Here is a 26,411-nt window from a genome sequence, read left to right as displayed (position 1 = left end):
AGGCTCGCACGCTCAGCGCGCGGCCTCCACCGTCACCAGGCCTGAGCCTTCCAGGCGCACCGAGCTGCTCTCGCCATTCGGGCCGGTGGCTTGCACGCTGCCCAGTTCGATGGAGACGACCTTGCCGGTCGAAGCGGGCAGCGCGCGCATCACCAGCACCTTGTCGCCGCGCGCGGGCAGCTCCACCGGCACCCGACCCGGCGTCATGCCACCCTGCATGGACTGCAGCAGATTGGCGTCGTACTCGATCTCGCCACGGATGCTGAAGCCCGACTCATTGCGCAGCGTCACCGAGATGGTGCCGCCGGGCGTGACCTGGGGCGTGACCTCCAGCCGCACCGTGGCTTCGGCCGAAGGAGCTGCCGCCGGCGCCGCTGCCGCAGCCTGGACATCGCGCGGTGCGGCCAAGGCGGGCGCGGCACCGCCACCACCGCTGGGGCCGACCCCGACCTTGGCGCTGGAGCGCAACAGGCCGCTGAAGGCACCCGGCGAGGCATCGGTGCCGCCGGGCGTGCGGGTCAGGCTGGCCTCGGGCAGGGCCAGATTGCGCACGATGCGCGGCGTGATCAGGAGCACGACCTCGGTCTTGGCACGTGTGTCATTGCGCGAGCCGAACAGGCTGCCCAGCACCGGGATGCCCGAAAGACCCGGAATGCCGCTGGCCGTGCGCCGGTCTTCGTCATTGATCAGACCGGCCAGCACCTGGGTCTCGCCATCGTTCAGGCGCAAGGTGGTGGAGGTGGTGCGCTGGCCGATCTCGTAGGCCGTGGTGCCACCCGGGCCGGTGACCTGACGGATCAAGTTGCTGACCTCCAGGCCGACCTTGATGACCACATCGTTGTCGAGCTGGATGGTGGGCTCGACATCCAGCTTCAGGCCGATGTCCAGATAGGACACCGAGGCCGCCACCGAGGTCTGTCCGGTGAAGTTGGTGGTGGTGGTGAAGACCGGCAGCTTCTGGCCGATGTGGACCTTGGCCTTCTCGCGGTTGCGCACACGGATCTTCGGATTGGCCAGCAGGTTCACATTGCCGCTGCTGCCGCGCAGATTGGCCACCACGCCGGGGTTGGCGACGAAGCCGCGGAACTCGTTGTGCTGGCCGATCGGCACCTGGCCGGTGGCCAGGCCGCCGGTCGCGCCCGGCAGGCCGAAGCTGAGCTGCTCGGGCCATTTGAGGCCCAGCTCATCGACACGGTCGGTGGCCAGTTCCATCACCTCGACATCGAGCATGACCTCGGGCTCGGGCAGATCGACCGAGGCAATCAGTCGCTCCACCAGGCGCAACACCTCGGGCGTGTCACGCACCACCATCAGGTTCAGGCGCTCGTCGACATGGATGTCACGCACCTTGGCGATGGTGCGCACCATGGCCTGCACCTGCTTGACATCGGCGTTAGCCAGATAAAGCGTGCGGGTGATCAGCTCCTGGTGCTCACGCTGCTTGGCGCTGGTGTTGGGGAAGATCAGCACCGAGCTGTCGTTGAGCAGCTTGCGATCCAGCTGCTGGGTGTTGAGCACCACGCGCATGGCCTCGTCCAGGGTCACATTGCGCAGGAAGATGGTGATGCGGCTGTCCGAGCGCACATCCTTGTCGAACACAAAATTGATATTGGAGCTGCGCGACAGCGCTTCGAAGACCTGGCGCAGGGGCGCATCGCGGAACTCCAGCGTGACGGGCTTCTGAAAGCCCGGCCCCAGTTCCAGGCTGCCCTGCTCCAGCGGCCGCGCCTGCGCGACCTGGCTGAGCAGCAGGCGAGCGCCGGGGTGCTGGGGTGATTCAGACAGGATCTCGCGCGCCATCGCTTCCACTCGCTCCAGCTTGCCCTCGCGCAGCAGGCTGCGCGCGGTCAGCAAGGTGGCCTCCTGCTTCTGGCCGCGTTGCAGCTCGCTTTCGAAAAAGGCCAGACGCGGGTGCTTGGGGTCGATCTCGCGCAGGCTCTGCATGGCCGTCTGCGCCTCGGCCCAGCGGCTGCTGGCACGCAGGCCCTCGATCTGCATCAGCAGCCGGTTGCTCAGCTGGGTACGGACGCGGATCTGGGCCGCACGCAGGGCGTGGTCCTTCGGCTCCTTCTGCGCGGCGGCGTCGAGCACGGCATAAGCCTGGGTCAGCTGGTTGGCGCGGCTGAGCTCATCGGCCTCGCGCAGAGCCGGGTGGGCGCAGCCCGCGAGCAGCAGGGCCACGCCCAAGGCCAGGAGCGCCGGCTGCGGCCACGCGCGGCGCGTGAACGGCAGAGAAGAGGTGGAGACTTGCAGCTTCATGGGGTTGCGGCTCGGAAGTTGACGCTCTGCGTGAGCTTGGCGGGCAGCCAGGTCAGGTTCAGCCCGCGTTCATGGATTTGATCGACGCGCCACTGGCCATCGATCACCTCGCCGGTCTTGACGGCCAGGGTCTTGGCCGGGCTGGACAGCAGGGCCACGGCGCCCTCGGCCTCGACCAGGCGGCCAATCAATTGGTAAGGAAACGGTGGCGCCACCGGCTCGGCCGGGGGCGATGGCGGCGGCGCGGGCGGTGGAGGCGGCGGGGCGGGCGGCGCCCAGGCGGCGAACTGGCTCTCGGCCGCCGGGGCCCAGGCCCCGCGTTCGGCGGGGGCCCAGTTGGGGACGGGGAGAGGCGCAGGCAGCGGCGCAGCAGCCATGCCCGGCTTGGCGGCCGAGGCGACCGTACCCAAGGCGACGGGCGCGCGGCGCTGCGACGCCACCGGCTGGGCCAGATCGGCCGCCTCGGGCTCGATCTGTGCGGCCCAGAGGGCGGCCGCGATGCTCAGCGCCAGGCCCGCGGCCAGGACATAGTGACGCGGGCTCAGCGCCGGTTTGCTGGCTGCGCTGACAACAGGGCTGCGGCTCATCGGGTGACCCCTCCCGGGCTGGTTTCCATACGGCCGTGCAGCGACCACTGCAGTTCCGCCTCCAACTCGGCCGCCTGCGGGTTGGCGCGGCGCAGCTTGAGGCTGTCCAGGCTCAGCGCCGGATCGTGGCGCAGCGCCGCTTCGATGTACTGGCGCAGCTGGGCATAGCCGCCGCTCAGGGGCATGGTGATGCGCAGGCGCTCCAGGCCGCTGGCCGCGTCCACCGTCAGCCGGTGCTCGGTGCGAGTGCTGACCAGGCCCAGGCGCAAACCCATCTCCAGCAGATCAGCCAGGCGCTGCTGCCGCTGGCTGGCGGCCGGCAGGGTCTCGCGCCATTGCTCGGGCGTGCTGGGCAGTTCGGCAGCCGAGGCCGCGCTGGCCGGGGCCAAGGCGCGCTGCAGGCGAAGCTCGGCACGCAGGCGGTCACCCCGGGCGGCGTCGGCCGCGGCTTCGCGCTCCCAGCGCTGGCCCTGCCAGGCCAGGCCGGCGGCCAGCACAAGCGCCAGCGCGGCGAACAGGCCGGGCGCGCCGAGAGCGCGCAGCTGTGATTTCAGGGCAGAGTACTTCATCGGCGGGCCTCCCCAGCCTTGCGCTTGGCCGGGGCCGTTGCCGAGGCGGCGGCATCGGGCGATTCGGGCGCTGCCGCCACAGGGCGGCGCAGCAGATCCCCGCGGAACTTGGCCGTCAGCTCGAAACGCTGGCCCGTCAGCCCTTGTTCGGCGTTCTGCAGGCGGCTGAGCATGACATCGCGCCAGCCGGCCTCGGCCGCCAAGCGATCCACCAGCTGCAGGGGCAGCAGCTTGTCGCTGGCCAGGCCTTCCAGGCGCAGCTCCTGGCGCGAGCCGTTCACATCCATGGACAGCCAGGCCAGGGGCGCTGGCTTGAGCGCCGCGCCGGCCTGCTCCACCTGCACCAGCACGGCCTCCCAGGGCTGGCGCAGCAAGGCCTGCACCTCCTGGGCCGGGCGGCTGGCATCGGGCGCGGTCTTGCCGGCATCGCGGCCGCGCGCCGGCACGGCCACTGCGGCCACAGGGGTCGTTTGTGGTTTGGCACGCGGCGCCGCCGCTTGCGTGGCCTTCAGCCGGGCCAGCTGGGTTTGCTGCTGAAGGCGATCGGTGTAAGCCTGCCAGGCGCTCCAACCGGCCGTGGCCAGCACTAGGGCGGCCGTGGCGGCCAGCGGCCAGGCCAGGGGCGAGCGCTCGCGCGGCGCGCCGAGGAAATCGGGGCGGGGCAGGCGGCGCGAAGGCGCGGCGGCACCGGGCTCCAACTGCGCGAGATCGGGCGCCGCGGCATCGAGGCGGCCCTGCAGACGCAGGGCCGGGCCCAGGTTCAGCGCCGTGCCGGTGCCCTGCAGACCGTAGCCCATCACGTGCACCTGGGCGGCGGGCAGGCCGGGCTGGGCTTGCAACAACTCTTGCAGCAGCTCAGCCAGTGCCTCAGGGGTGGCCTCACGCAAGCGCAGCTGGCGCAGGCCGGCCAAACGGCCCGAGGACAAAGTCAGCCAAGTCAAGACCTGACCCTCCAGCCAGGCCAGGGCGGCCTGCTCGGCCGAGCGCCATTCCGGTTCATCTTGAGCCAGACGCTGCAAGGCCAGCGCCCAGGCCGGCTGCACCTGGGTCAGGCGCACGCCGTGCTCGGCCGCGAATTCGCGCCAGCCTTGGGCAGCCGAGCCATGCAGGGCGATGGCGCCGCATTGCTCGCCCAGGCCGGCTTGCGGCTCGGCCTCCAGGCGCCAGCTGGCCAACGACCAGGTCTTGGCCGCGGCGCCGAAGTACTGCCCGAACTGCTGGCGCGCGTAGCCCAGCAAGGCGGCTTCGTCGTCCAGCGGCAGGCCCGGCTGGCAGACCAGCTCATGCAGCAAGCGGCTGGACAGGCTCAAGCGCACGGCGCTGCCGGCATGGGCGCGGCACCAGTCGGCCCAGGCCTCGGGCCGGCTCAGCGCGGCGCCCTGCACACCGTCGACGCCGAGGAACAGGGGCTGGGGCCGGGCCAGGCGGGCGCGCAAGCGCCGCTGCAGGCGGCCCAGCCAAGAGGGCGAAGGGCTGCTATTCATCCAGAGTCACTCGTTCCAGCTCTTCAAAGGTGGTGTCGCCACGGCACACGGCCTGCAGGGCCAGGGCGCGCAGCGGCTTCATGCCGCGAGCACGGGCGGCCTCCTTGATCTGCGACATGGGCGAACGCGCGGCAATCAGGTCGCGCAGGCCATCGTCGAGCTTGAGCAGCTCGGCCACGGCGCGGCGGCCACGGTAGCCGGTGCCACGGCAATGGCCGCAGCCCTCGCCTTTCATGAAACTGTGTTCGCCCGCGCGCAAGCCATAACGCGCCAAGGTGGCGGCATCGGGCTCGAAGGGGCGCGCGCAATGCTTGCAGGTCAGGCGCACCAGGCGCTGGGCCAGCACGGCGTTCAGGGCCGAGACCACGTTGTAAAGGTCCAAGCCCATGTGCATGAAGCGGCCGATCACGTCAAAGGCGTTGTTGGCGTGCACGGTCGAGAAGACCAGATGGCCGGTCAAGGCCGCCTGCACCGCGATCTGCGCCGTTTCGGCGTCACGGATTTCGCCGACCATCACCCGGTCGGGGTCATGGCGCAGGATGGAGCGCAGGCCGCGCGAGAAGGTCAGGCCTTTTTTCTCGTTGACCGGGATCTGCACCACGCCGGGCAGCTGGTACTCGACCGGGTCTTCGATGGTGATGATCTTGTCGTCGCCGGTGTGGATCTCGGCCAGGGTGGCATAGAGCGTGGTGGTCTTGCCGCTGCCGGTGGGGCCGGTGACCAGCAACATGCCGTGGGGCTGGCGTGCCTGGTGGCGGATGGCGGCGCGCTCCTCGGCGTCGAAGCCGAGCGCATCGAGCGTCAGGCTGCCGCCGGTCTGCTCGATGCGGGCGCGGTCCAGCACCCGCACCACGGCGTCTTCTCCGAAGACGCTGGGCATGATGGACAGGCGGAAGTCGACCTCGCGGCCCTGCACGCGCAGCTTGAAACGGCCGTCCTGCGGCAGGCGGCGCTCGCCGATGTCCAGCTCGGACATGACCTTGAGCCGCGACACCAGCTGCTCGGCCGTGGCCGCACCGTCCACACTGCGCACCATGGACATGACGCCGTCGACGCGGAAGCGGATCACCGCGCCGCGCGCCGTGCATTCGATGTGCACATCGCTGGCGCCGTCCTGCAGCGCGTCATACAGCGTGGCATTGAGCAGGCGCACCACCGGGCTGGCCTGCTCGGACATGACCAGGGCGCTGAGCTCCTCGGTGGCGCCGCCGGCCTCGGCGTCGATGACCGACTCCTCGACATCGCTGAGCGCGCGGAAATCGGCCTCACCGGCGCCCAGCCAATGGCTGATGGCGGCCGGCTCGCACTGCAACCAGCGAACGGGGGCCTGAAGGCGGGACTCGACGCTTTGCAGCAGCAGCTCATCGGCCGCCCGCTCGCCCAGCAGCATCTTGCGGCCACCGGCGCCCACGGCCAGCACCGCACGCCAGCGCTGCGCCTGGGCCTGCGGCCAATGCTCGAAATCGAGGGTCCAGGGGCCGTGCTCGGGGGGCAGCACATCGGCCAGAGAGAACACAGAGGTGGACAAGGTCATGATTGGCCTTCCGCCGGGCCGCCCCAAGGAAGGCCGGCGCCCCCGCGGGGGGCAGCGAACAAGGTGAGCGTGGGGGCCAACTTCTTCATTGGACTTGTTCCACCAGTTGGAAGATGGGCATGTACATCAGCACGATGATGCCGCCGATGAGCACGCCCATCACCAGCATCAGGGCGGGGTTGATGGCCCGGGTCAGCAGCTCGGTCAGGCGCACGGCTTCTTCGTCGTGAAAAGCGGCGGCACGTTCCAGCATGGCGGCGACCTCGCCGCTGCGCTCACCCACGCGCACCATGCGGCGCGCGACAGGCGTGGCCAGATCCTGCGATTCGAGGGCTTCGGACAGGCGCTCGCCACGCTCGATCTGCTGAGCCGCGGCAGCCACGGCAGGCCGCCAGGGCAAGGCCACCACATCCTCGACGATGCGCAAGCTGGCCAGCACCGGCACACCCGAGGCCAGCAGCATGGACAGGCTGCGGTAGAGACGCGCCAGGGCCAGCACACGCAGGCGCGGGCCCAGGCCCGGCAGGGCCCAGAGCGAGGCCTGCACCCGCTCGCGCAGGCCCGGGTGGCGCCACAGGCCCACGGCGCCCAGCGCCAGCGCGCCCAGCCCGCCGAGCACCCACATCGGGTGAGCGCCGGCCGTCTGGCCAAAACGCATCAAGACCATCGAAGCCCAGGGCAGCTCATTGCCCAGGCCATCGAGGATGCCGGCAAAGCGCGGCAGCACAAACAGCAGCAGGAACAGGATCACAGCGCTGCCGACGGCCAGCAGCATGACCGGGTAGACGCAGGCGGCGATCAGGCGCGAGCGCAGGTTGTCCACCCAGGCCAGGTACTTGGCATGCTGAGCCAGGGCCGTGCTGAGCTGGCCGGTGCGCTCGTTGGCGGCGACGATGGCGCAGATCAGCTCGTCAAAAGCCTGCGGCTGCTGGCGCAGGGCGACCGACAGCGGCTGACCCTGCTCGACCTGGCGAACCACCGCATCCAGCGCCTGGCGCACCGAGGCCTGGCTTTCCTTCTCGCGCAAGGTGTTCAGCGCTTCGAGCAGGGCGATGCCGGCATCGAGCAGCACCGCCAGCTCCTGGCTGAACAGTTGCAAGGGGAAGCGCCCGGCCGAACGGCGCGCCGCGCCGGCCGACGGGGCGCTGGACGCGCCCAGCTCCTGCACCTCCAGCACATGCTGGGGCGGCACGCCCAGGGCGCCGGCCACGGCATGCGCGTCCAGCGCATCGACGCGCACGCTCCTCACCCCCTCGGGGTGAAAGACGCGGACCTGGTAACTGGGCATGAGGCGGGCTCAGGAATGGGCGGGCAGAAGGCAAGGCGTCGGACCGCGGCAGCACCAGCTCGGGGCTGCCGCGGCGATCTCACCAGCTGGTCAGATCGGCGTCCTCGCCCTCACCGCCCGGACGGCCGTCGCGGCCGTAGGAGAACAGGTCGTACTCGCCGTGCTCGCCGGGCGAGCGGTACTGGTAGTCATTGCGCCAGGGGTCCTGGGGCAGCGCCTTGCTCAGATAGGGGCCGGCCCAACGCGGTTCATCGCTGGGCTTGGTGACCAACACGGCCAGGCCCTGCTCGGTGCTGGGGTAGCGGCCGACATCGAGGCGGTACTGATCGAGCGCCTTTTGCAGCCCATCGATCTGCGCCCGCGTGGCCTTGACCTCGGATTTGCCGATCTGGCCAAAGAACTTGGGGCCGACGTAACCGGCCAGCAGGCCGATGATGACCATCACCACCAGCAGCTCCAGCAGGGTGAAACCGCGGCCGGATCGGCGGGCGGCAGGCGCTTGGCGCTGGGATTGGATGTGGAACGGCATCTTGTCTAAAACCCTCGAAAACCTTGATCTTTTGCGGCCCCGACCCTCGGACAGGTCGGCACATGCTCACTCACAGCCGGGCCGCAGCTGGCCCTGAACTGTGACAGCTGCCGCGGGCTGCAGCCATTGGGACTTGACCCCCCCACGTTCGAGTGAATCCAGCCCGGGCCCCCTGGGCAGCCCTGCACTGTAACGGCTCCATATGAAGGCTTGAGGTCAGCCCGGGCGCTGGGCAGGCCGCCGCGGGCGCTCGCTGATTTCTCGCGCAGAGAGGCATTGTTTTAGCGAAAACATGCGCGAGCCTTTGTTTATGCACAAGCCGCATAATTGCATGTGCACTCGGCTTTGGGCGCAGCCCGGCGCCGTATCGACTTCGCGTTACCGTTCGCCCCGTCCAAAAAAGTTACGGAGCATTACCAAATGTCCAACCTCTCTTTCGTGGCGCCGACGCGCAACAGCCCCTGGGGCACCTACCTCTCGCAGATCGATGCCGTGGAGCCCTATCTGGGCCATCTGGCCCGCTGGGTGGAGACCCTGCGCCGGCCCAAGCGCGCCCTGATCGTGGACGTGCCGATCGAGCTCGACAACGGCACCATCGCCCACTACGAGGGCTACCGCGTCCAGCACAGCCTGACCCGCGGCCCGGGCAAGGGCGGCGTGCGCTACCACCCCGATGTGACGCTGGAAGAAGTGATGGCCCTGTCGGCCTGGATGACGATCAAGAACGCGGCCGTCAACCTGCCCTACGGCGGCGCCAAGGGCGGCATCCGCCTCGACCCGAAGGTCTTGTCCAAGAAGGAACTGGAGCGGGTTACGCGCCGTTACACCAGTGAGATCGGCATCATCATCGGCCCGCAGCAGGACATCCCGGCGCCGGACGTGAACACCAACGGCCAGATCATGGCCTGGATGATGGACACCTACTCGATGAACGTCGGCGCCACCGCCACCGGCGTCGTCACCGGCAAGCCCATCGCCCTGGGCGGTTCGCTGGGTCGCGTGCAGGCCACCGGCCGCGGCGTCTTCGTGATCGGCCGTGAAGCCATGCGCCGCCTGGGCATCAGCATGGAAGGCGCGCGCATCGCCGTGCAGGGCTTCGGCAATGTCGGCTCGATCGCCGCCAAGCTCTTCGCCGCCGCCGGCGCCCAGATCGTGGCCGTGCAAGACCACACCGGCACCATCCTGAACGAGCGCGGCTTCGACATGCAGAACCTGCTCGACCATGTGGCCCAGACGGGCGGCGTGGCCGGCTTCTCAGGCGGTGACCGCATCGCCAACGAGGACTTCTGGAAGGTCAAGAGCGATGTGCTGATCCCGGCCGCCCTGGAAGGCCAGATCAACAAGGAACGCGCCGAAGGCCTGCAGACCCGCCTGGTGCTGGAAGGCGCCAACGGCCCGACCACCCCGGACGGCGACGCCGTGCTGGCCGACCGCGGCATCGTCGTGGTGCCGGACGTGATCGCCAACTCGGGCGGCGTGACCGTGTCCTACTTCGAATGGGTGCAGGACTTCTCCAGCTTCTTCTGGACCGAAGACGAGATCAACGTCCGCCTGGACAAGATCATCACCGGCGCCTTCAAGCACATCTGGGACACCAGCGAGCACCACAAGATCTCGCTGCGCACCGCCGCCTTCGTGGTGGCTTGCACCCGTGTGCTCGAAGCCCGCGAAGAACGCGGCCTGTATCCCTGAGATGGGACCGAAGGCAGCCCCTGCGGGCTGCCTGACGCCCATCGAAGGACCGGCCGCCTGCCTGCGGCCGGGCTGAGGCTGGAGCGAGGTGGGTCCCTGCGGACCCACCGCCCCCTGCCGAAGGCCGTGCTGCCTGCAAGCAGCATGGCTGAAATGGGACCGAAGGCAGCCCCCTGCGGGCTGCCTGCCGCCCATCGAAGGTTCGGCCGCCAGCCAACGGCCGGGCCGGTCCCTCAAATCAACTCCATCCGCCCCGCGTTTGCCTTCGACCAGTAGAGAATTTCGTAACTCTCTCTGAGCCCGGCGGCATAGAACGGATCTGACCTGATGAGCAAGTCGAGCGCCTCCTTGGAGGCCGCTCTTGCAATCCACATCCCCCCGCGGGGTGTTTGATCCGGCTCCGATCTGAGCGACCCACCGACAGGGATCACGTCCTTGTTTTGCTCCAGCCACTCGATGTGGGCTTGCAAGGCTGCCTCACGGACATGTCCATGATCCTTCTTGTCTGTGAACAGGGCGACGAACAATGGCATGTTTTCCTCATTTCCAATCTGGGGCTGTCATTCGCTGCTTTCGCAGCCGGCCATTCAAACACGCGGCAGCGCGGCCCCAGGTGACTCAGAGCGGGGTAACAGCCGGGTATGACGCCGCTACACTGCCCGGCTATGAGTACAGTCCCGCCCTTTGACCCCGATCTGGCCCTGCAAAGAGGCCGGCAGGCCCTGCAGATCGAAGCCGCCGGCATCCAGGCCATGGTGCCGCGCCTGGGTGAATCGTTTGTGCGGGCGGTGCAGGTGGTGCTGGCCTGCCAGGGCCGTGTCGCGGTGATGGGCATGGGCAAGAGTGGCCATGTCGGCCGCAAGATTGCCGCCACCCTGGCCTCCACCGGCACGCCGGCCCTGTTTGTGCACCCGGCCGAGGCCAGCCATGGCGACCTCGGTATGGTCACCGCCAAGGACGTGGTGCTGGCCCTGTCCAACTCGGGCGAGAGCGATGAGCTCAACGCCGTCCTGCCCGTGCTCAAGCGTCTGGGCGTGACCATCATCGCCATGACCGGCCGCGCTGAATCCAGCCTGGCGCGCCATGCCAGCCTGGTGCTCGACAGCTTTGTGGCCGAAGAGGCCTGCCCCTTGAACCTGGCCCCCACGGCCAGCACCACGGCCCAGATCGCCCTGGGCGACGCCCTGGCCGTGGCCCTGCTCGATGCGCGCGGTTTCAAGCCGGAAGACTTCGCCCGCTCCCACCCGGGCGGCGCGCTCGGCCGCAAGCTGCTGACCCATGTGCGCGACCTGATGCGCAGCGGCGCCGATCTGCCGCGCGTGGCGCCGGACACGCCCTTCACCGACATGATGCGCGAGATGTCGGCCAAAGCCCTGGGCGTGGCCATCGTGGTCGACGCGAGCGACCGGGTGCAAGGCATCTTCACCGACGGCGATCTGCGCCGCCTGGTGGAAAAGGGTCAGGACTTGCGCAGCCTCACGGCCGCCACCGTAGCCTCCAAGAACCCCCGCACCGTCAGCGCTGAAGCCTTGGCCGTGGACGCGGCCGATCTGATGGAAGAAGCACGCATCACCGTGGTGCTGGTGGTGGCGGCCGACGGCACGCTCCAAGGCGCCATCACCATCAACGACCTGATGCGGGCCAAGGTGATCTGATGGGCACCACCCCGCTGCAAGCCGCGCTGCGCTTTCCGCCCGAACTGCTGCTCAAGGCTCAGGGGCGCGCCCTCGGGCTGAAGGCTGCCATCTTCGATGTCGACGGCGTGCTGACCGACGGCCGCATCTACATCGGTGAACAGGGCGAGAGCTTCAAGGCCTTCTCCACCCTGGACGGCCATGGCCTCAAGCTGCTCGCCCAGGGCGGCATCACGCCCATCATCATCACCGGCCGCGATTCGCCGGCCGTGCGCCGCCGTGTCGCGGATCTGGGCCTGCAACACGCCGTCTACGGCGCCAAGGACAAGTACGCCGTGGCCCGGCCTCTGCTCGATCAGCTGGGATTGCACTGGGATGAGGTGGCGGCCATGGGCGACGACTGGCCCGACTTGCCCCTGCTGACCCGCGTCGGCTTTGCCTGCGCGCCGGCGCAAGCGCATGCCGAGGTCAAGGCCGTGGCCCACTACATCACCGCAGCCGTCGGCGGCCATGGCGCCGCGCGCGAGTGCTGCGACCTGATGCTGCAAGCCAACGGCCGCTACCAGCAGTTGCTGAACGGCCATCTCGACACCCTGGACGGAGGCCATCCCTGATGGCCACGCTGGCGCCGGCGCCGACCGGCCGCGTCCGCCCGAGCCAGAGCTGGCTGTGGCGGCTGCAGCAGCTGGTCTCCAACTACCTGCCCCTGCTGCTGATGGCCATGCTGGCCAGCGGCACCTGGTGGCTGGTCAAACACACGCCCGTACCCGAGGAGGCCACCCAGGCCCCACCGCCGCGCCACGAGCCCGATTACCAGATGCGCAATTTCGAGCTGCAGCGCATGGGCGGCGACGGCCGCCTGCGCGCCCGCATCGAAGGCGCGGCCCTGCGCCACTACCCGGACACCGATACGCTCGAGATCGACCAGATCCATCTGCGCAGCTATTCGGCCGATGGCAGCTGGGTCCTGGCCAGCGCCCGCCGCGCCGTGGCCAATGCCGATGCCAGCGAGATCCAGCTGTACGGCGACGTGGAAGTGAAACGTTATGAGGCGCCCAAAGATGGCGCAGCGCCATCCGAAGCCAAGCTGGACATCCGCGGCGAGTTCCTGCAGGCCTTTGTCAATCGCGAGCAGCTGCGCAGCCACCTGCCGGTGCAGCTGCGCCACGGCGGCACCACGGTGCAGGCCGCAAGTTTCGAATACGACCACCTCAACGCCCGCCTGAGCTTCCAGGGCCGCACCACGGCCAGCCTGGCGGCGCCTGGTGCCCAGAAAAAAGCCAAGGCCACGCCATGAGCCGTCTCGTCTACATCACCGGCGCCTCCAGCGGCATCGGCCAGGCCTTGGCCTTGCAGTACGCGCGCGCCGGCTGGCGCCTGGCCCTGGTGGCACGGCGCACTACTGAGCTGCAGAGCTGGGCCGAGGCCCAAGGCCTGAAGCCCGCGCAGTACGCGATCTACGGCGCCGATGTCTGCGACATCGCATCCATCACCGCCGCCGGCCGCGCCTGCATCGCCGCCCAGGGCCTGCCCGATGTGGTGATCGCCAATGCCGGCATCAGCGTCGGTATTGACAGCGCCATCTTTGAAGACCTGGCGGTGATGCAGCGCGTCTACGCCACCAACAACCTCGGCTTGGCCGCCACCTTCCAGCCCTTCATCGCAGCCATGCGCACGCGCGGCAGCGGCCGCCTGGTTGGCGTGGCCAGCGTGGCCGGCATCCGCGGCCTGCCCGGCCATGCGGCGTATTGCTCCAGCAAGGCCGCCGTCATCAGCTACTGCGAGAGCCTGCGCGGTGAGTGCCGCCCCTTCGGCGTCCAGGTGGTGACCATCGCCCCGGGCTATATCGACACGCCGCTGACGCGCGAGAACCGCTACAGCATGCCCTTTCTTATGCAGCCCGAGAATTTCGCGGCGCGCGCCTACGCCACCATCGAGGCGGGAGCCAGCTTCCGCGTCATCCCCTGGCAGATGGGCTGGGTGGCGCGCCTGCTGCGCCTGCTGCCTAACGCCCTGTTCGATCGGCTTCTGGCCGGTCGCCCCCGCAAGCATCGCCAGAGCGAGTGAATGTCAAGCCCACTGAGGTGGGAAACAGTTGCAGCCCCGGGACAGGCTGGTAGTTCTGACAGGTCGGGCCTGTGGCCCGCCCGCCTACACTGCGCCGGGGCTGCTCTGCCCATCACCTCGCCTCGCGACGGCCGAACCGGCCGGGCGCGATCTGCTGCCAGCCTTTGATGCCTTCGCCGCCGATGAGATTCCTGCTCCTGAGCCTGCTGTCGCTGTCCACCGCCTGCGCCCAGGCCAGCAGCACCACCCACCCTCAAGCCCTGCGCCTGAGCGAAGACAGCGCACCGCTGCGCATCGATGGCCAGCTGGACGAAGCCCATTGGCAACGCGCCCCGGTGTACGACCGCTTCATGCAGTTCCAACCCGAAGACAAGAAGCCGGCGGCCTGGCGCACCACGGTGCAGATCCTGGTCACCCAGGACGCGCTGGTCTTCGGCATCCGCGCCTACGACCCGGCGCCGGATCTGATCCGCGCGCCGCTCAAACGCCGCGACACGGTGGCGCGCGACCAGGATTTCATTTCGGTGGTGCTGGACCCGATCGGCCTGCGCCGCTCGGCCCAGTTCGCCCGCGTCAGCGCGGCCGGCGTGATCGGCGACGGCATGTTCACCGCCGCCGATGATGGCGAGGATTTCGCGCCCGATTTCGAGCTCGAAGCCGCCGCCCAGCGCCTGCCCGACGGCTACAGCATCGAGCTGCGCTGGCCCCTGGCCTCGCTGCGCTACCCCTACAGCGGCGGCCTGCCCTGGCGCCTGATGGTGGTGCGCAACATCCCGCGTCAGGAGGCCAACACCCTCAATGTCAGCGCCCCGCTGACCAAGGACGCGCTGAGCTTCATTGCCGAGCTGCAGCCCATCGAGGGCTTGAGTGATCTGGTCGAGCAGGTGCGTGAGCGCAGCTTTCTGAGCGTGCGCCCCGAGCTGACGCTGCGCCGCCTCGAGGACCAGGCCGAAGGCCGACCCGACAGCCGCAAGCGCGAATCCAATCTCGGCGGCGAGCTCAAATGGCGGCCGCGCGCCGATTGGGTGATCGATGCGGTGCTCAACCCCGATTTCTCACAGGTCGAGCTGGACACGCCCCAGCTCTCGGGCAACACCCGTTTCGCCCTGAGCCTGCCGGAAAAGCGCCCCTTCTTTCTGGAAAGCGCCGATGTGGTCGGCCAGACCAAGGCCGACGAAGAAGGCCAGAACCGAAGCCTGGCGGCCTTCTACTCGCGCGCCATCACCGACCCCGACTGGGGCCTGCGCAGCACCTGGCGCGGCGCCTCGGCCGACGCCACCCTGCTGAGCCTGCGCGATGCCGGCGGGGGCCAGGTCTTGCGCCCCCATGCCTACGGCACCGACAGCTTTGTGCAGCCACGCGACTCGCAGGCCAGCTTCGCCCGCGGCCGCATGCAGATCGACGCGCTGAACCTGGGCCTGCTGGCCTCGGACCGCCGCTACGGCCACGGCCAGTACAACCGCGTCGGCGGCAGCGACTTCTCCTGGGCCGCCAGCGATGTGGATCTCCTGCGCGGCCACCTGCTGCTGTCCAGCACGCGCAGCCAGCTCACCCCCGACACGCCCGATCTGCGCCCGCGCAGCGAGAACGGCCACCACCTCTGGCTGGGCTGGCGCCGCCGCACCGAGCAGTGGAACACCCTCTTCAATCTGGAAGATGTGTCGCCGCGCTTTGCCAACGACAACGGCTTCGTCAGCCAGTCCGGCTACCGGCGCGGCACGCTCAAGCTGAGCCGGCGCTTCAATGAAGAAAGCCTGGCACCGCTCGGTGAATGGTCACGCTTCCCGACCTACGAGCTGGAAGCCGAGCTGCGTCTGGCCGAAACCCGCAGCGTGCAGGATGCGCTGCACGGCGTGCCCGGCGGCGAGCTGATCGAGCGCCGCGTGCAGCCAGGCTTCTGGATCGCCACCGCACGCAACACCGGCATCTGGGGCCATCTGGGCCTGGACCAGCAGCGCGCCAAGACCGGCGGGCGCCTGCATGAACCGCGCACTCTGACCCTGGGTTTTGAGTCCAACCCCCACCCCGTCCTGGCCTTCATCACCGCCGAGATGGAATGGGGCCGCCGCCTCGACGTGGATGCCGACCGACTCGGGCGCGGTGGCAATGTCTGGCTGCTGGCCAAGCTGCGCGTGCCCATGCCCACCGGCCTGGGGCTGGAGGTGGAGCAGCAATGGAGCGAGGGCTATGTGCACGGCGCCCAGCGGGGCCGCAGCTTCACCGACAACTTCCGCCAGACCCTGGCCGTGCTGCACTGGAGCCCGCGCGACTCGCTGCGCCTGATCGCCCAGGCCACCCATTTCCAGCGCCGCGAAGAGCTGGGCCTGGCGGCCGATGCCTCACACACCCGCCACACCTCGCTGATGTACCAGCACCGCGTCGGCCTGTCCCGCGTGCTGAGCCTGGGCCTGACCCGTTTCAACGACAGCCCGGGCGGGCGTCGCAGCACCGAGCTGTTCGCCAAGGCCCAGGTGGCCTGGCAGCCCTGAGCGCCGGCCAGGGCTGACGCCACTCACGCGGCGGGTCGTGTGGGCAGTCAGCGCCCCGCAGGGCCGGGCGCCACAGCATCACGGCCAGTCCAGACCCTTCCAGAAACGAAAAAAGCAGCCGAAGCTGCTTTTTTCTTGCATCCGTTTCAAGCCGTTCCGCAGAACGGCCTGAGGCTGGATCAGTAGCCGCCGGAACGGCCACCGCCGTAGCCGCCGCCACCGCCGGAGCGGCCACCGCCGCCACCGCCGAAGCCGCCACCGCCGGAACGGCCACCGCCGTAACCGCCACCGCCGCCGCCACCACCGTAGCCGCCGCCGCCACCGAAGCCGCCGCCACCCGAACGACCGCCGCCGAAGCCGCCGCCACCCGAGCGACCGCCGCCGAAGCCGCCGGGACGCTCTTCACGAGGACGAGCCTCGTTCACCACGACGGCGCGGCCGTCGAGGTCTTGACCGTTCATGCCGTTGATGGCCGATTGCGCTTCGGCATCCGAACCCATTTCCACAAAGCCGAAGCCCTTGGAACGACCTGTGTCACGATCCATCATGACCTTTGCGGAGGTCACCGAACCAAATTGCGCGAACGCTTCGTGCAGAGACTCATCACGCACGCTGTAGGCAAGATTGCCGACGTAAAGCTTGTTTCCCATGGGGAAGCCCTTTCAATACCAAGAAACCATGTGGAGCTTCAACCCATCGTGAACCATTCAAGCGAAGGTGCGGCGTCCATACACAGGTAAACGATTATGGTTGATGGGTCCAGCCGCAAACACGGGGCCCACCGCAAGTGTTGTTTTTCGGCTGATAGAAGAAACCCTCGGGTTTTGACGGGCGCTGGGCGGACCGAACTGCTGTTTTTCAGCAAATCGGGGCGTCAAGACCGCTGGCTATGATGAGCTCCATGTCCCAAACCCTGTCCTTGCACGCGCTCAACCGCGTGCTGTCCAGTATTGATGCGCCGCGCAATGGGCGCGCCCTTTACGCCCTGCTCTCGGCCTTCTGCCTGGCTGGCCTGATGCTGGCTTCGGCCGAGTCGGCCCTGGCCAAGGCCGACACCACCCTGGGGGTGATCTGGGCCGTGGGCGGGCTGATCACCGCATTTCTCGGCGTCAACACCACGGGCCTGCTGCTGATGGATCAGGCGCGCGGGCGCGCAGTGCGCGAGGTGGCCGATGCATTCCATGACGCCCTGCGCACTGCCCCCAAAGTGCTGCTGACCCTGCTGCTGGTGCTGGGCACGCTGGGCCTGGTGGCGGCCGGCTTGATCGGGCTGCTGTACAGCGCCCGCCTGCCCAGCGTCGGGCCAGCGCTGTTCGCCCTGCTGGTGCCGGTCAGTGTGACGGCGCTGGGGGTGATGGCCTTCAGTGGCGTGATGTTGATCGGGCCGCTGACCGGCCCCTCGATCTGGTCGGGCCAGAGCCCGCTGCAAACCGCCCGCATGCTGGCGCACCAGCTGCGCCGCGGCCCCTTGGAAGCGGGTGCCTTGATGATGGCCGTGTTTCTGGTGACGGCCCTGGTCAGCGCGGCGGTCAGCTTTGTGGTGATCAGCGGCGGCCGGGTGCTGGCGCTCTTGATGGTCTGGCTGATCGGCATCGATGTGCCGGCCCAGCAGCTGATGGCCGGCTTGTTCGGCTACGGCCTGCGCACCCTGGGCGCGAACGGCGCGCCGGTGGCCACCCACCCGCTGGCCGTGGCGGCACAGACCGGCGGCGGCGTGGTCTTCGCGGTGGCCCTGGTGCTGCCGACCCTGGTGTATTTGCGTGGCTGCTGCGCGGTCTACCTGGCCCTGCAGGACGCGCCCAGCGACGACGCAGCCCTGTGAACATGCCGGCCTTCGATCCGAACGCGCCGCGCATCGCCAGCCTGGTGCCCAGCCTCACCGAGCTGCTGCTGGCCCTGGGCCTGGGGCCCTGGATGGTGGCGCGCACCGGTTTCTGCATCCACCCGGCCGAGCAGGTGGCGGACATCCCCAAAGTCGGCGGCACCAAGGATGTGAATCTGGACAAGCTGCGCCGCCTCGCGCCCAGCCATGTGCTGCTCAATCCCGACGAGAACCGCCTGGACACGGCGGAGGCGCTGCGCCAGTTCGTGCCCGAGCTGATCGTCTCGCATCCCCAGGGGCCCGAGGACAACCTAGCCCTGTTGGCGCAGATGCTGCACCACTTCGGCCACCTGCCCGGCGTTCGCGAGCGCGCCCAGGCCCTGAGCGAGCGCCTGAGCCACAGCCTGCAAGCCTGCCGGCAACAGGGCTGGCCGGGTGAGCAGGTGCTCTACCTGATCTGGCGCGAGCCCTGGATGACCGTGGCCCGCGACACCTACATCGCCCGCATGCTGGCCGAGGTGGGCTGGCAGACCTGGCCCAACCAGCGCGGCGGCGACACCGGCGCGGCCCGCTACCCGCAGCTGCGCGGCGATGAGCCCTGGCTGCAGCAGGTCGACCGGGTGCTGCTCAGCTCGGAACCCTACCGCTTCGATGCCAGCCACCTGCCCCTGGCCCGGGCCCTGTGCCCTCAGGCGCAGGTGCAGCTGATCGATGGCGAGCTGATCAGCTGGTACGGCCCGCGCGCCAGCGAGGGGCTGGACCTGCTGCGCGCGCTCGCGACGGAACGCGCTTCGGTGCAAGCCGCCCCGCGGATCCACACCGGGGTCGGAAAGAGCGGGTAATTCGGGAGCACGCCAGGGCCTGGTCGCCGGCCCGCCCGGCCCACAATCAAGACCATGGACATCTACAAGCCTCTCGTTGCCCTGCTCGCCATCGTCAACCCGATCGGCGTGATCCCCTTCTTCATTCATTTCACGACCGGCTTCAACCGCCAGCAGCGCCAGCACACCATCCGCGTCAGCAGCTTCAGCGCTTTTCTGGTCATCAGCATCAGCGCCCTGTTCGGCCTCAAGGTGATCGAGTTCTTCGGCATCTCGCTGGCCTCCTTCCAGGTCGGCGGGGGCACCTTGCTCCTGATCAGCTCCATCCAGATGCTGAATGCGCAGCCGGCCGAGTCGCGCAAGGAAGACCTCAGCGAAGGCTCCAGCAAGCTCAGCGCCGGTGCCAGCATTGCCGTCGTGCCTCTGACCATCCCCCTGCTGACCGGCCCGGCCACCATTTCCACCATGGTGATCTACGCCGAAAAGACCCGCCACTGGTGGGAGCTGGCCATCCTGGTGGGCTACGGCGTGGTGGTGGGCCTGGTGACCTTCGGCGTGTTCTCGACCGCCGGCCGCATCGCCCGCGTGCTGGGCCAGACCGGCATCAACATCATGACCCGGCTGATGGGTCTGATCCTCGCCGCGCTGGCGGTGGAGCTGCTGGCCGACGGCCTGATCAAGCTCTTCCCGGTGCTGGCCTCGCATCTGGCGCGCTGAAGCCCGCTGCGCCGCCGCCATGTTCGACTACATCATCGTCGGCGCCGGCACCGCCGGCTGCCTGCTCGCCAACCGGCTCTCGGCCGACCCGAGCAAGCGCGTGCTGCTGCTGGAAGCCGGCGGCCGGGACGACTACCACTGGATCCACATCCCGGTCGGCTATCTGCACTGCATCGGCAACCCGCGCACCGACTGGCTGTTCCAGACCGAGGCGGAGCCCGGCCTCAACGGCCGCAGCCTGCGCTACCCGCGCGGCAAGGTGCTGGGCGGCTGCTCCAGCATCAACGGCATGATCTATATGCGCGGCCAGGCGCGCGACTACGAGGCCTGGGCGGCGGCCACCGGCGACCCGGCCTGGCGCTGGCAGGCCTGCCTGCCCGATTTCATCAAGCACGAAGACCACTGGCGCCTGGACGACAACGACAGCCGGGCCAGCCCCGCCAGCCCGGGCTTCAAGGCCGCCCATGGCCACGGCGGCGAATGGCGGGTCGAGCGCCAGCGCCTGCGCTGGGACATCCTCGATGCCTTTGCCTCGGCCGCCGTGCAGGCCGGCATCCCAGCCAGCGATGACTTCAACGCCGGCAGCAACGAGGGCGTGGGCTATTTCGAGGTCAACCAGCGCGCTGGCTGGCGCTGGAACACGGCCAAGGCCTTTCTGCGCCCGACCTGCTATGCCCGGCCCAACTTCGAACTCTGGACCGGTGCGGCCGTGCAGCGCCTGACGCTGGCGCGCGCGGAGAGCGGTGCGCTGCAGTGTGAAGGCGCCGAAGTGCGCACGCCGCGTGGCCTGGAAAGCGTCGCGCTGAACCCAGGTGGCGAGTTGATCCTGGCAGCCGGCGCCATCGGCTCGCCACAGCTTTTGCAGCTCTCGGGCCTGGGGCCGGCAGCCTTGCTTCAAAGCTTGGGCATTGCCGTGCAGCAGGACCTGCCCGGGGTCGGCGCCAATCTGCAAGACCATCTGCAGATCCGCAGCATCTACAAGGTCGAAGGCGCGCGCACCCTCAACACCTTGACGCAAAGCTGGTGGGGCAAGGCCAAGATCGGGCTCGAATACCTGATCAAGCGCAGCGGGCCGATGAGCATGGCGCCCTCGCAGCTGGGTGCTTTTGCGCGCAGCGGCCTCGATCCGGACGGGCCGGATCTGGAATACCACGTGCAGCCGCTCTCGCTGGAGGCCTTCGGCCAGCCTCTGCACCCCTTCAACGCCTTCACCGCCAGCGTCTGCCAGCTGAACCCGACGAGCCGCGGCACGGTGCAGATCCGCTCGCCCGATGCGAGCGAAGCGCCGCGCATCCAGCCCAACTACCTCGCCACCGAGCACGACCGGCGCGTGGCCGCCGCCGCCCTGCGCCTGACGCGCCAGATCGTGGCCCAGCCAGCCCTGGCCGCCCACCGGCCCGAAGAGATCAAGCCCGGCCCGCAGCTGCAGAGCGAGGAGGAGCTGGCACGTGCAGCAGGCGACATCGGCACCACCATCTTCCACCCGGTGGGCACCTGCAAGATGGGCCGCACCGAAGACGCCATGGCCGTGGTGGACAGCCGGCTGCGCGTGCGCGGCGTGGCCGGGCTGCGCGTGGTCGATGCCAGCGTCATGCCCCGCATCACCAGCGGCAACACCAATTCACCGACGCTGATGATTGCGGAGAAGGCCGCGGCCTGGATCCTGGCCGGGGCCTGACGGTCCCTCCAGCCTTCAGCTCTTGGCGCTGAAGCGCTGCTCCAGATAGGCCAGCAGGGTGCGGATGGTCTGCGCCTCGCCGCCCACCGGGCGGCCGGCACGGGCCACATCGTTCCATGCGAACAGGTCGATGTGCAGCCAGTCCTGGTGCTCGGGCACAAAGTACTCGAGGAAGAGCGCCGCGTTGATGGCGCCGCCCAGGGCATTGCGGCCGGTGTTGACGATGTCACCGATGCTGCTGGCGATGCCCTCTTTGTAGGGCGCCCACAGCGGCATGTGCCACATCGGGTCTTCCAGCTTCAGGCCCAGGTCGACCAGGTCACGCGCAGTGTCGAAATGCTTGCTGAACAGGGCCGGCAGCTGGGCGCCCAGGGCCACGCGGGCGGCGCCGGTCAGGGTGGCCAGGTCGATGATCAGCTCGGGCTTGTGCTCGGAGGCATAGGCCAGCGCATCGCTGAGCACCACGCGGCCTTCGGCATCGGTGTTGCCGATCTCGATGTGCAGGCCCTGGCGGGTCTTGATCACATCGCCGGGGCGGTAGGCATTGCCCGAGATCGAGTTCTCAACCGCCGGGATCAGCAGCTGCAGGCGCACCGGCAGCTTGAAGGCCATGACCAGGGCGGCCAGGCCCAGGGCATTGGCGGCGCCGCCCATGTCCTTCTTCATCTGACGCATGCCATCGGCCGGCTTGATATCGAGGCCGCCGGTGTCGAAGCACACGCCCTTGCCGACGATGCTCAGCAGCGGGGCTTTCGGGCTGCCCCAGTTCAGCTCGATCAGGCGCGGGGCACGCGTGCTGGCACGGCCGACGGCGTGGATGGCCGGGAAGTTCTGCTTCAAGAGCGCGTCACCGACGATCTGCTTGAACTTGGCGCCATGCTGCTTGGCGATCAGCTGAGCCGCTTGCGCCAGCTCCTCGGGGCCCATGTGCTCGGCCGGGGTGTTGACCAGATCGCGCGTGGCCGAGATGGCCGTGGCCAGGGCGATGCCGCGCTGGGCGCTGGCGTCGGCCGGCAGGTAAAGCGCGGCCGGGGCGCGGCGGCGCGGCTTGTAGAGGTCGAACTGGTAGGCGCCGAGCTCCCAGGACAGGGCGGCCTGCTCAGGCCGCAGCTGCAGGCCCTGCTCGGACAGCACATAGTCACCCTCGGGCAGCGCTTGCGGCAGGGCCGACAGGGCAAAGGGATGGGCGGCGTGCTCGACACCGGCGAACACCTGCCCCAGCTTGCCATCGGCGCCCGGCACCAGGGCGAAGCTGTCCGCGGCGCCCTTGAAGCCCAGGGTGGCCAGCCAGTGGCGCGTCGGCGCCGGCAGCTCGGTCACCAGGGCCTGGAAGGCGGCGCGGTCGACCACGGTGATGGCAACGGCGCCGCTGGGCGCCTTGGCTTTCAGGTGAACTGTCATGGTGCAGGGTGCGCCTCGTGGGCGGCTGAGCAATCAAAAGCGGCGATTGTCCGCTTTTGGCGCGCGCAGGTTCAGCAGCTGCGCTGCAAACGCATCAACAAAGCCTGGGCGGCCGGTTGCCCGGCCTGCACCGGCAGATCCGCCGCGGTGGCCAGCAGGCGCTGGGCCGTGCTCAGATGGGGCGTGACCGGGCCGATGAAGCGCAGCTGCGCGCCCGAGCCGATCAGCAGGGTCGGGAAGGTTTCCACCTCCAGATCGCCCACCAGCTCCTCGTCATCTTCGATGTCCACCCAGATGAAACGGTGCTGCGGGAACTGCTCACGCAGCGCAGCCACCACCTCGTGGTAGCTGTCGCAGGTGCGGCACCAGGCCGCGCACAAGCAAGCCACCAGCATGGGCTGGAGGGCGGCATCGGGCGAAGACGGAAGGGCGGACACGGCGGGGCTGGACATGGTGGCGAAGCTTAACGACAAAGCATTCACCGACCTTGATCCAAGGTCAAGCCGTTGCGATCTGGCGACGCCCAGCCCGGCAAAGCTCTGCAAAAAATCTTGCGGGCACTGTCAACCAAGGGTTTTCCTGTCGCGTTGACCCAGCAAGCGACAGCCAAGGCAGATCTCCTGCAAGCCGTCGCTAACGTCGTAGCAGCAGCCGCAAGGCCTCTGAATCGCCATGAAAACTCAGCAGCACCCCGAACAACAACCGCGTCGCATGCCCTGCCCCGACTGGGCATCGCTGGACAACAAGGGCCGCAAGCACGAGGCTTTTGAATCCGGCAACTTCGCCTGCGATCGCCGCAGCCTGGCTCGCGCACTCCGCTTCGACCGTAAACGGTGATCCGCTCCAGCGGGTTTTGCGCAGGTTCGCAAAACCCGCTTTCGTTCAGCCCAGCGGCGCCAGCAAGAGCGCCAAATCCTCAGCGCTGAACTTGGCTGCATCGGCCCCATCTTCGCCCAGCACACCCTGCGCCAGGGCCAGTTTGCGGGCCTGCAGCTCCAGCATCCGCTCCTCGATGCTGCCGCCCACCACCAGTTTGTAGACAAACACCGGCTTGTCCTGGCCGATGCGGTGCGCCCGCGCGCTGGCCTGGGCTTCCACCGCCGGGTTCCACCAGGGGTCGACATGGATGACCGTGTCGGCTGCCGTCAGATTCAAACCCACACCGCCCGCCTTGAGGCTGACCAGCAGCAGCGGTATCTCCTCGGCCTGAAAGCGCCGGACGATCTCGCCGCGCTGGCCGATGGGCGTGTCGCCGCTGAGCGTCAGGCTGGGTAGCTTCAGGTGCTGTAGCAGCGCTTCGATCAAGCCCAGCATCTCGGTGAACTGGGAGAACACCAGCACCCGCCGCCCCTCGGCCAGCAGCTCGGGCAGCATCTGCTCCAGCAGCTCCAGCTTGGCCCGGCCCATGTCCGGCGCCAGATCCACGCCCTTGACCAAGGCCGGGTCACAGCAGACCTGGCGCAGCTTGAGCAAGGCATCCAGCACCGAGATCTGCGCGCCGGCAAAGCCGCGCCGGGCCAGCACGCGCCGCACCTGGGTGTCGGCCGCCACGCGCACGCTCTCGTAGAGATCGCGCTGGGCGCCGTAGAGCTGCACCCGCCGCGTCACCTCGGTCAGGGGCGGCAGCTCGGCTGCCACCTGGTCCTTGCGGCGGCGCAGGATGAAAGGACGCACGCGTTGGGCCAGCAGCTGGGCGCGCAGGGATTCGCCGTTTTCCTCGATGGGTTTGCGCCAGAGCCGGGCGAAGCTGCGTGCATCGCCCAGGAATCCAGGCATCAGGAAATCGAACTGTGCCCAGAGCTCACCCAGATGGTTCTCCAGCGGCGTGCCGGTCAGGCAGAGCCGGTGGCGCGCGTTCAGGCGGCGCACCGCTTGCGCCGCCCGGCTGGCCGCGTTCTTGACCGTCTGCGCCTCGTCCAGGATTAAAAGGTGCCAGGGCTGGGCGGCCAAGGCCGCGATGTCGCGCCAGAGCAGCGGGTAGGTGGACAGCACCAGATCGAACTCGCCCAGGCGGGCAAAGTCGCGCGCGCGCTCCGGCCCTTGCAGCAAGAGCACGCGCAGGCCCGGCGCCACCCGGCGCGCCTCGGCCAGCCAGTTGAACAGCAGGGAGCTGGGCAGCACGGCCAGGGCCGGCCGGTCCAGGCGGCCTGCTTCTTTTTCAAGCAGCAGATGGGCCAAAGCCTGGGCGGTTTTCCCCAGGCCCATGTCATCGGCCAGGATGCCGGCCAGGCCCTGCTCACGCAGGTATTGCAGCCAGGCCAGGCCGCTGCGCTGGTAGGGCCGCAGGGTCAGCGCCAGGCCTTGCGGCGGCGCCACCGGTTGCGGGCTGCCGGCCTGCTGCAGGCGCTGCGCCAGGCGGCGCAGATCGGCATCACCCTGGAACTGCCAGCCGCTGCGCGCGTCCAGCGCCAGCAAGCGGCCGGCGTCCCAATCGCTGAGCGGGATCGGACCTTCGGCCCGCTTGGGGTCGCTGAGCAGGTCCACCATGGCGCCGATGATGGGTTTGAGAATGGAGCCTGGCGCTTCGATGCGGCGGCCGCCTGGCGCGTGCAGCAGGATCAGGGCCGCGTCATCGATACAAGCAATGGCCTCGGCATCGAACCAGCGCGCATCACGGCGCAGCAGGTCGGCAATCATGGGCGCCAGGTCCAGGGTTTCGCCGTCCACCTCGACACCGAGGCTGAGCAGCCAGGAGCCCTGGCGGCCCGGCAGGCCCAGCTTCTCGATCTTGAGCTGCCAGGCCTCGGCCGGGGCGGGCCGGTGGGCAAAGCCGGGGCGCACATCCACCTTCCAGCCCGCCGCCTGCAGCGCCGGCACCCGCTCCAGCCAGAAGGCGGCGAAGAACTCCTCCTGGCTGAGCGTCCACAAGGCCTCCAGGCCCTGGGCGGCGCTGGGGTGGCGCCACTGCAGCTGCTCGGGCGCGAGCGGGACCAGGCCGCTGGCCCAGAGCTGATCGCGCGCCTCGGCCTCGGCCAGCAGATCGCGGGCCAGGCGGCGCGGGCCGCTGGGGGTGTCCACCAGCTGCTGGGCGGGCGGGCGGCTGTTCAAGAGCGAGCGCGGCGCCTCGGTCTGCCAGCGGCAGCCATCGTCAAAGCGGTAGACCCAGTGCAACTGGGCGACGCTGACATGGTCACCACGCGGCCCGAGCCGGCCGCCCGGCGCCAGGCCCAGCAGGCCGTCGCCGCGGCCCAGGGTCATCAGGCGCAGCTCGGGCTGGAAGCGCGCTGGCTCGACGCCCAGGTCAGGCTCGGCAGGCGGCACAGGTGGCTCGGCCGCGGGTAGCGGACTCGGCGCTTGCTCCTCCTCATCTCCCCGCAGCAGCAAATCCATCAAGCGCGCCGCATCGGCCTCGGGCAGCGGCGGCAGGCGTTTGAGCTCCTCGCGGCCGGCCTTGCGGCGCAGGGCCTGCACCCATTGCTGCAGCAGAGCCTCGCGCAGCGGCGCATCGGCCTCGGTCTGCAAGCGCAGCAGCACCGCCGCGGCATGCTCGCAAAAGCGCTGGGTGCGGCAGCTGCACAGGGCGCTGTAGCGCGGCTGGCCGGAGGCATCGGCCACACCTTGCAGATCGAGCTCGAAGACCTGCTCGCGCGCGCCGCGCACCCGGGCGCTGGCGCCCTGGCCATCGGCACGGAGCTCCAGGATCTGGCCCTGCAACTGGCGCGCGCGCTGCAGCCGGCCACGCTCGAACAGGCGCGCCAGGACCTCGGCCGTGGGCGGCCAGATGCGCGGGGCCGAAGGGCCTGGGGGGGCGGCTGATGCGGCAGAAGTCTCCAACATGGCGCGCATTGTCGGGGGCGGACGAAGACGCGGCGGCTGACGAACGGTCGGAGCGCGGCTTTG

At 69.2% G+C, this 26,411-nt stretch carries 23 protein-coding genes; 11 read left to right on the top strand and 12 right to left on the bottom strand.

All coding sequences use genetic code 11. The features are described 5' to 3' along the window. Positions 1-12: 12 nt before the first annotated feature. From OOB33_RS05560 to gspG, 7 genes are all read right to left on the bottom strand, one after another. The gene (locus tag OOB33_RS05560; RefSeq protein WP_171827250.1) at positions 13-2,259 is read right to left on the bottom strand and encodes a secretin N-terminal domain-containing protein; all 2,247 of its coding nucleotides are present in this window, start codon (positions 2,257-2,259) and stop codon (positions 13-15) included. Continuing rightward, on the bottom strand, positions 2,256-2,846 hold the full coding sequence (locus tag OOB33_RS05555; RefSeq protein WP_271007969.1) for a hypothetical protein: 591 nt from the start codon (positions 2,844-2,846) through the stop codon (positions 2,256-2,258). Before OOB33_RS05555 ends, OOB33_RS05560 begins: the two co-directional genes overlap by 4 nt. After that, a complete protein-coding gene (locus OOB33_RS05550) occupies positions 2,843-3,415 on the bottom strand; it encodes a GspMb/PilO family protein (protein ID WP_271007968.1) in 573 nt (190 codons plus the stop codon). Before OOB33_RS05550 ends, OOB33_RS05555 begins: the two co-directional genes overlap by 4 nt. After that, entirely contained in the window at positions 3,412-4,899 is a 1,488-nt protein-coding gene (locus OOB33_RS05545) for a hypothetical protein (RefSeq protein WP_271007967.1), read from the bottom strand. The genes OOB33_RS05550 and OOB33_RS05545 overlap by 4 nt, the downstream gene beginning before the upstream one ends. Beyond that, the gene (locus tag OOB33_RS05540) at positions 4,892-6,433 is read right to left on the bottom strand and encodes a GspE/PulE family protein (protein ID WP_271007966.1); all 1,542 of its coding nucleotides are present in this window, start codon (positions 6,431-6,433) and stop codon (positions 4,892-4,894) included. The genes OOB33_RS05545 and OOB33_RS05540 overlap by 8 nt, the downstream gene beginning before the upstream one ends. Positions 6,434-6,518: 85 nt before the next feature. Further along, positions 6,519-7,721 carry a type II secretion system F family protein gene (locus OOB33_RS05535; protein ID WP_271007965.1) on the bottom strand — a complete coding sequence of 401 codons (1,203 nt, stop codon included), beginning with the start codon at positions 7,719-7,721 and terminating at the stop codon, positions 6,519-6,521. Positions 7,722-7,800: 79 nt separating this feature from the next. Further along, complete coding sequence (gene gspG, locus OOB33_RS05530; RefSeq protein WP_171827256.1) at positions 7,801-8,250, bottom strand: type II secretion system major pseudopilin GspG; 450 nt, start codon at positions 8,248-8,250, stop codon at positions 7,801-7,803. 420 nt (positions 8,251-8,670) lie between these two features. On the opposite strand from gspG, the gene OOB33_RS05525 reads away from it, so the two are divergent. After that, positions 8,671-9,942 carry a Glu/Leu/Phe/Val family dehydrogenase gene (locus OOB33_RS05525; protein WP_102768562.1) on the top strand — a complete coding sequence of 424 codons (1,272 nt, stop codon included), beginning with the start codon at positions 8,671-8,673 and terminating at the stop codon, positions 9,940-9,942. A gap of 233 nt (positions 9,943-10,175) precedes the next feature. On the opposite strand, the gene OOB33_RS05520 is transcribed toward OOB33_RS05525, so the two are convergent. Then, entirely contained in the window at positions 10,176-10,475 is a 300-nt protein-coding gene (locus tag OOB33_RS05520) for a YciI family protein (RefSeq protein ID WP_271007964.1), read from the bottom strand. Between the two features lie 132 nt (positions 10,476-10,607). Here OOB33_RS05520 and OOB33_RS05515 point away from each other — a divergent pair, with 132 nt between their 5' ends. The 5 genes from OOB33_RS05515 (at position 10,608) to OOB33_RS05495 (ending at position 16,132) form a co-directional block, all read left to right on the top strand. Beyond that, positions 10,608-11,597 (top strand): KpsF/GutQ family sugar-phosphate isomerase, encoded by a 990-nt coding sequence (locus tag OOB33_RS05515; protein ID WP_271007963.1) that lies wholly within the window; start codon positions 10,608-10,610, stop codon positions 11,595-11,597. Further along, positions 11,597-12,190 (top strand): KdsC family phosphatase, encoded by a 594-nt coding sequence (locus OOB33_RS05510; protein WP_271007962.1) that lies wholly within the window; start codon positions 11,597-11,599, stop codon positions 12,188-12,190. Before OOB33_RS05515 ends, OOB33_RS05510 begins: the two co-directional genes overlap by 1 nt. Further along, on the top strand, positions 12,190-12,873 hold the full coding sequence (lptC, locus tag OOB33_RS05505) for an LPS export ABC transporter periplasmic protein LptC (protein WP_271007961.1): 684 nt from the start codon (positions 12,190-12,192) through the stop codon (positions 12,871-12,873). The genes OOB33_RS05510 and lptC overlap by 1 nt, the downstream gene beginning before the upstream one ends. Further along, complete coding sequence (locus tag OOB33_RS05500) at positions 12,870-13,643, top strand: SDR family oxidoreductase (RefSeq protein ID WP_271007960.1); 774 nt, start codon at positions 12,870-12,872, stop codon at positions 13,641-13,643. The genes lptC and OOB33_RS05500 overlap by 4 nt, the downstream gene beginning before the upstream one ends. Before the next feature lie 182 nt (positions 13,644-13,825). After that, positions 13,826-16,132, top strand: coding sequence for a carbohydrate binding family 9 domain-containing protein (locus OOB33_RS05495; protein ID WP_271007959.1), 2,307 nt, complete (start codon positions 13,826-13,828; stop codon positions 16,130-16,132). Positions 16,133-16,311: 179 nt separating this feature from the next. On the opposite strand, the gene OOB33_RS05490 is transcribed toward OOB33_RS05495, so the two are convergent. Then, positions 16,312-16,782 carry an RNA recognition motif domain-containing protein gene (locus tag OOB33_RS05490; protein ID WP_102768568.1) on the bottom strand — a complete coding sequence of 157 codons (471 nt, stop codon included), beginning with the start codon at positions 16,780-16,782 and terminating at the stop codon, positions 16,312-16,314. 251 nt (positions 16,783-17,033) lie between these two features. Here OOB33_RS05490 and OOB33_RS05485 point away from each other — a divergent pair, with 251 nt between their 5' ends. The 4 genes from OOB33_RS05485 to OOB33_RS05470 are packed head-to-tail and all read left to right on the top strand — an operon-like array spanning position 17,034 to position 21,170. Then, positions 17,034-17,954 carry a hypothetical protein gene (locus OOB33_RS05485; protein ID WP_271007958.1) on the top strand — a complete coding sequence of 307 codons (921 nt, stop codon included), beginning with the start codon at positions 17,034-17,036 and terminating at the stop codon, positions 17,952-17,954. Positions 17,955-17,956: 2 nt separating this feature from the next. Continuing rightward, positions 17,957-18,796, top strand: a complete 840-nt coding sequence (locus tag OOB33_RS05480) for a helical backbone metal receptor (RefSeq protein WP_271007957.1) — start codon at positions 17,957-17,959, stop codon at positions 18,794-18,796. Between the two features lie 54 nt (positions 18,797-18,850). Beyond that, positions 18,851-19,492 (top strand): MarC family protein, encoded by a 642-nt coding sequence (locus OOB33_RS05475; RefSeq protein WP_102768571.1) that lies wholly within the window; start codon positions 18,851-18,853, stop codon positions 19,490-19,492. Between the two features lie 19 nt (positions 19,493-19,511). Next, a complete protein-coding gene (locus OOB33_RS05470; protein WP_271007956.1) occupies positions 19,512-21,170 on the top strand; it encodes a GMC family oxidoreductase in 1,659 nt (552 codons plus the stop codon). 15 nt (positions 21,171-21,185) lie between these two features. On the opposite strand, the gene OOB33_RS05465 is transcribed toward OOB33_RS05470, so the two are convergent. Both OOB33_RS05465 and OOB33_RS05460 read right to left on the bottom strand, forming a co-directional pair. Continuing rightward, entirely contained in the window at positions 21,186-22,571 is a 1,386-nt protein-coding gene (locus OOB33_RS05465; protein WP_271007955.1) for a leucyl aminopeptidase family protein, read from the bottom strand. A 71-nt stretch (positions 22,572-22,642) separates the two neighbouring features. After that, positions 22,643-23,023 (bottom strand): thioredoxin family protein, encoded by a 381-nt coding sequence (locus OOB33_RS05460; protein ID WP_271007954.1) that lies wholly within the window; start codon positions 23,021-23,023, stop codon positions 22,643-22,645. A 220-nt stretch (positions 23,024-23,243) separates the two neighbouring features. Here OOB33_RS05460 and OOB33_RS05455 point away from each other — a divergent pair, with 220 nt between their 5' ends. Next, positions 23,244-23,408 (top strand): hypothetical protein, encoded by a 165-nt coding sequence (locus OOB33_RS05455; RefSeq protein WP_165794623.1) that lies wholly within the window; start codon positions 23,244-23,246, stop codon positions 23,406-23,408. A 45-nt stretch (positions 23,409-23,453) separates the two neighbouring features. On the opposite strand, the gene OOB33_RS05450 is transcribed toward OOB33_RS05455, so the two are convergent. Next, positions 23,454-26,348 (bottom strand): DEAD/DEAH box helicase, encoded by a 2,895-nt coding sequence (locus OOB33_RS05450; protein ID WP_271007953.1) that lies wholly within the window; start codon positions 26,346-26,348, stop codon positions 23,454-23,456. Positions 26,349-26,411: the final 63 nt, after the last annotated feature.

This window comes from Paucibacter sp. B51 (genome assembly GCF_027863535.1).
In the GTDB taxonomy this organism is placed as follows: domain Bacteria; phylum Pseudomonadota; class Gammaproteobacteria; order Burkholderiales; family Burkholderiaceae_C; genus Paucibacter_A; species Paucibacter_A aquatilis.
This window is presented reverse-complemented; position numbering and strand designations above follow the sequence as displayed.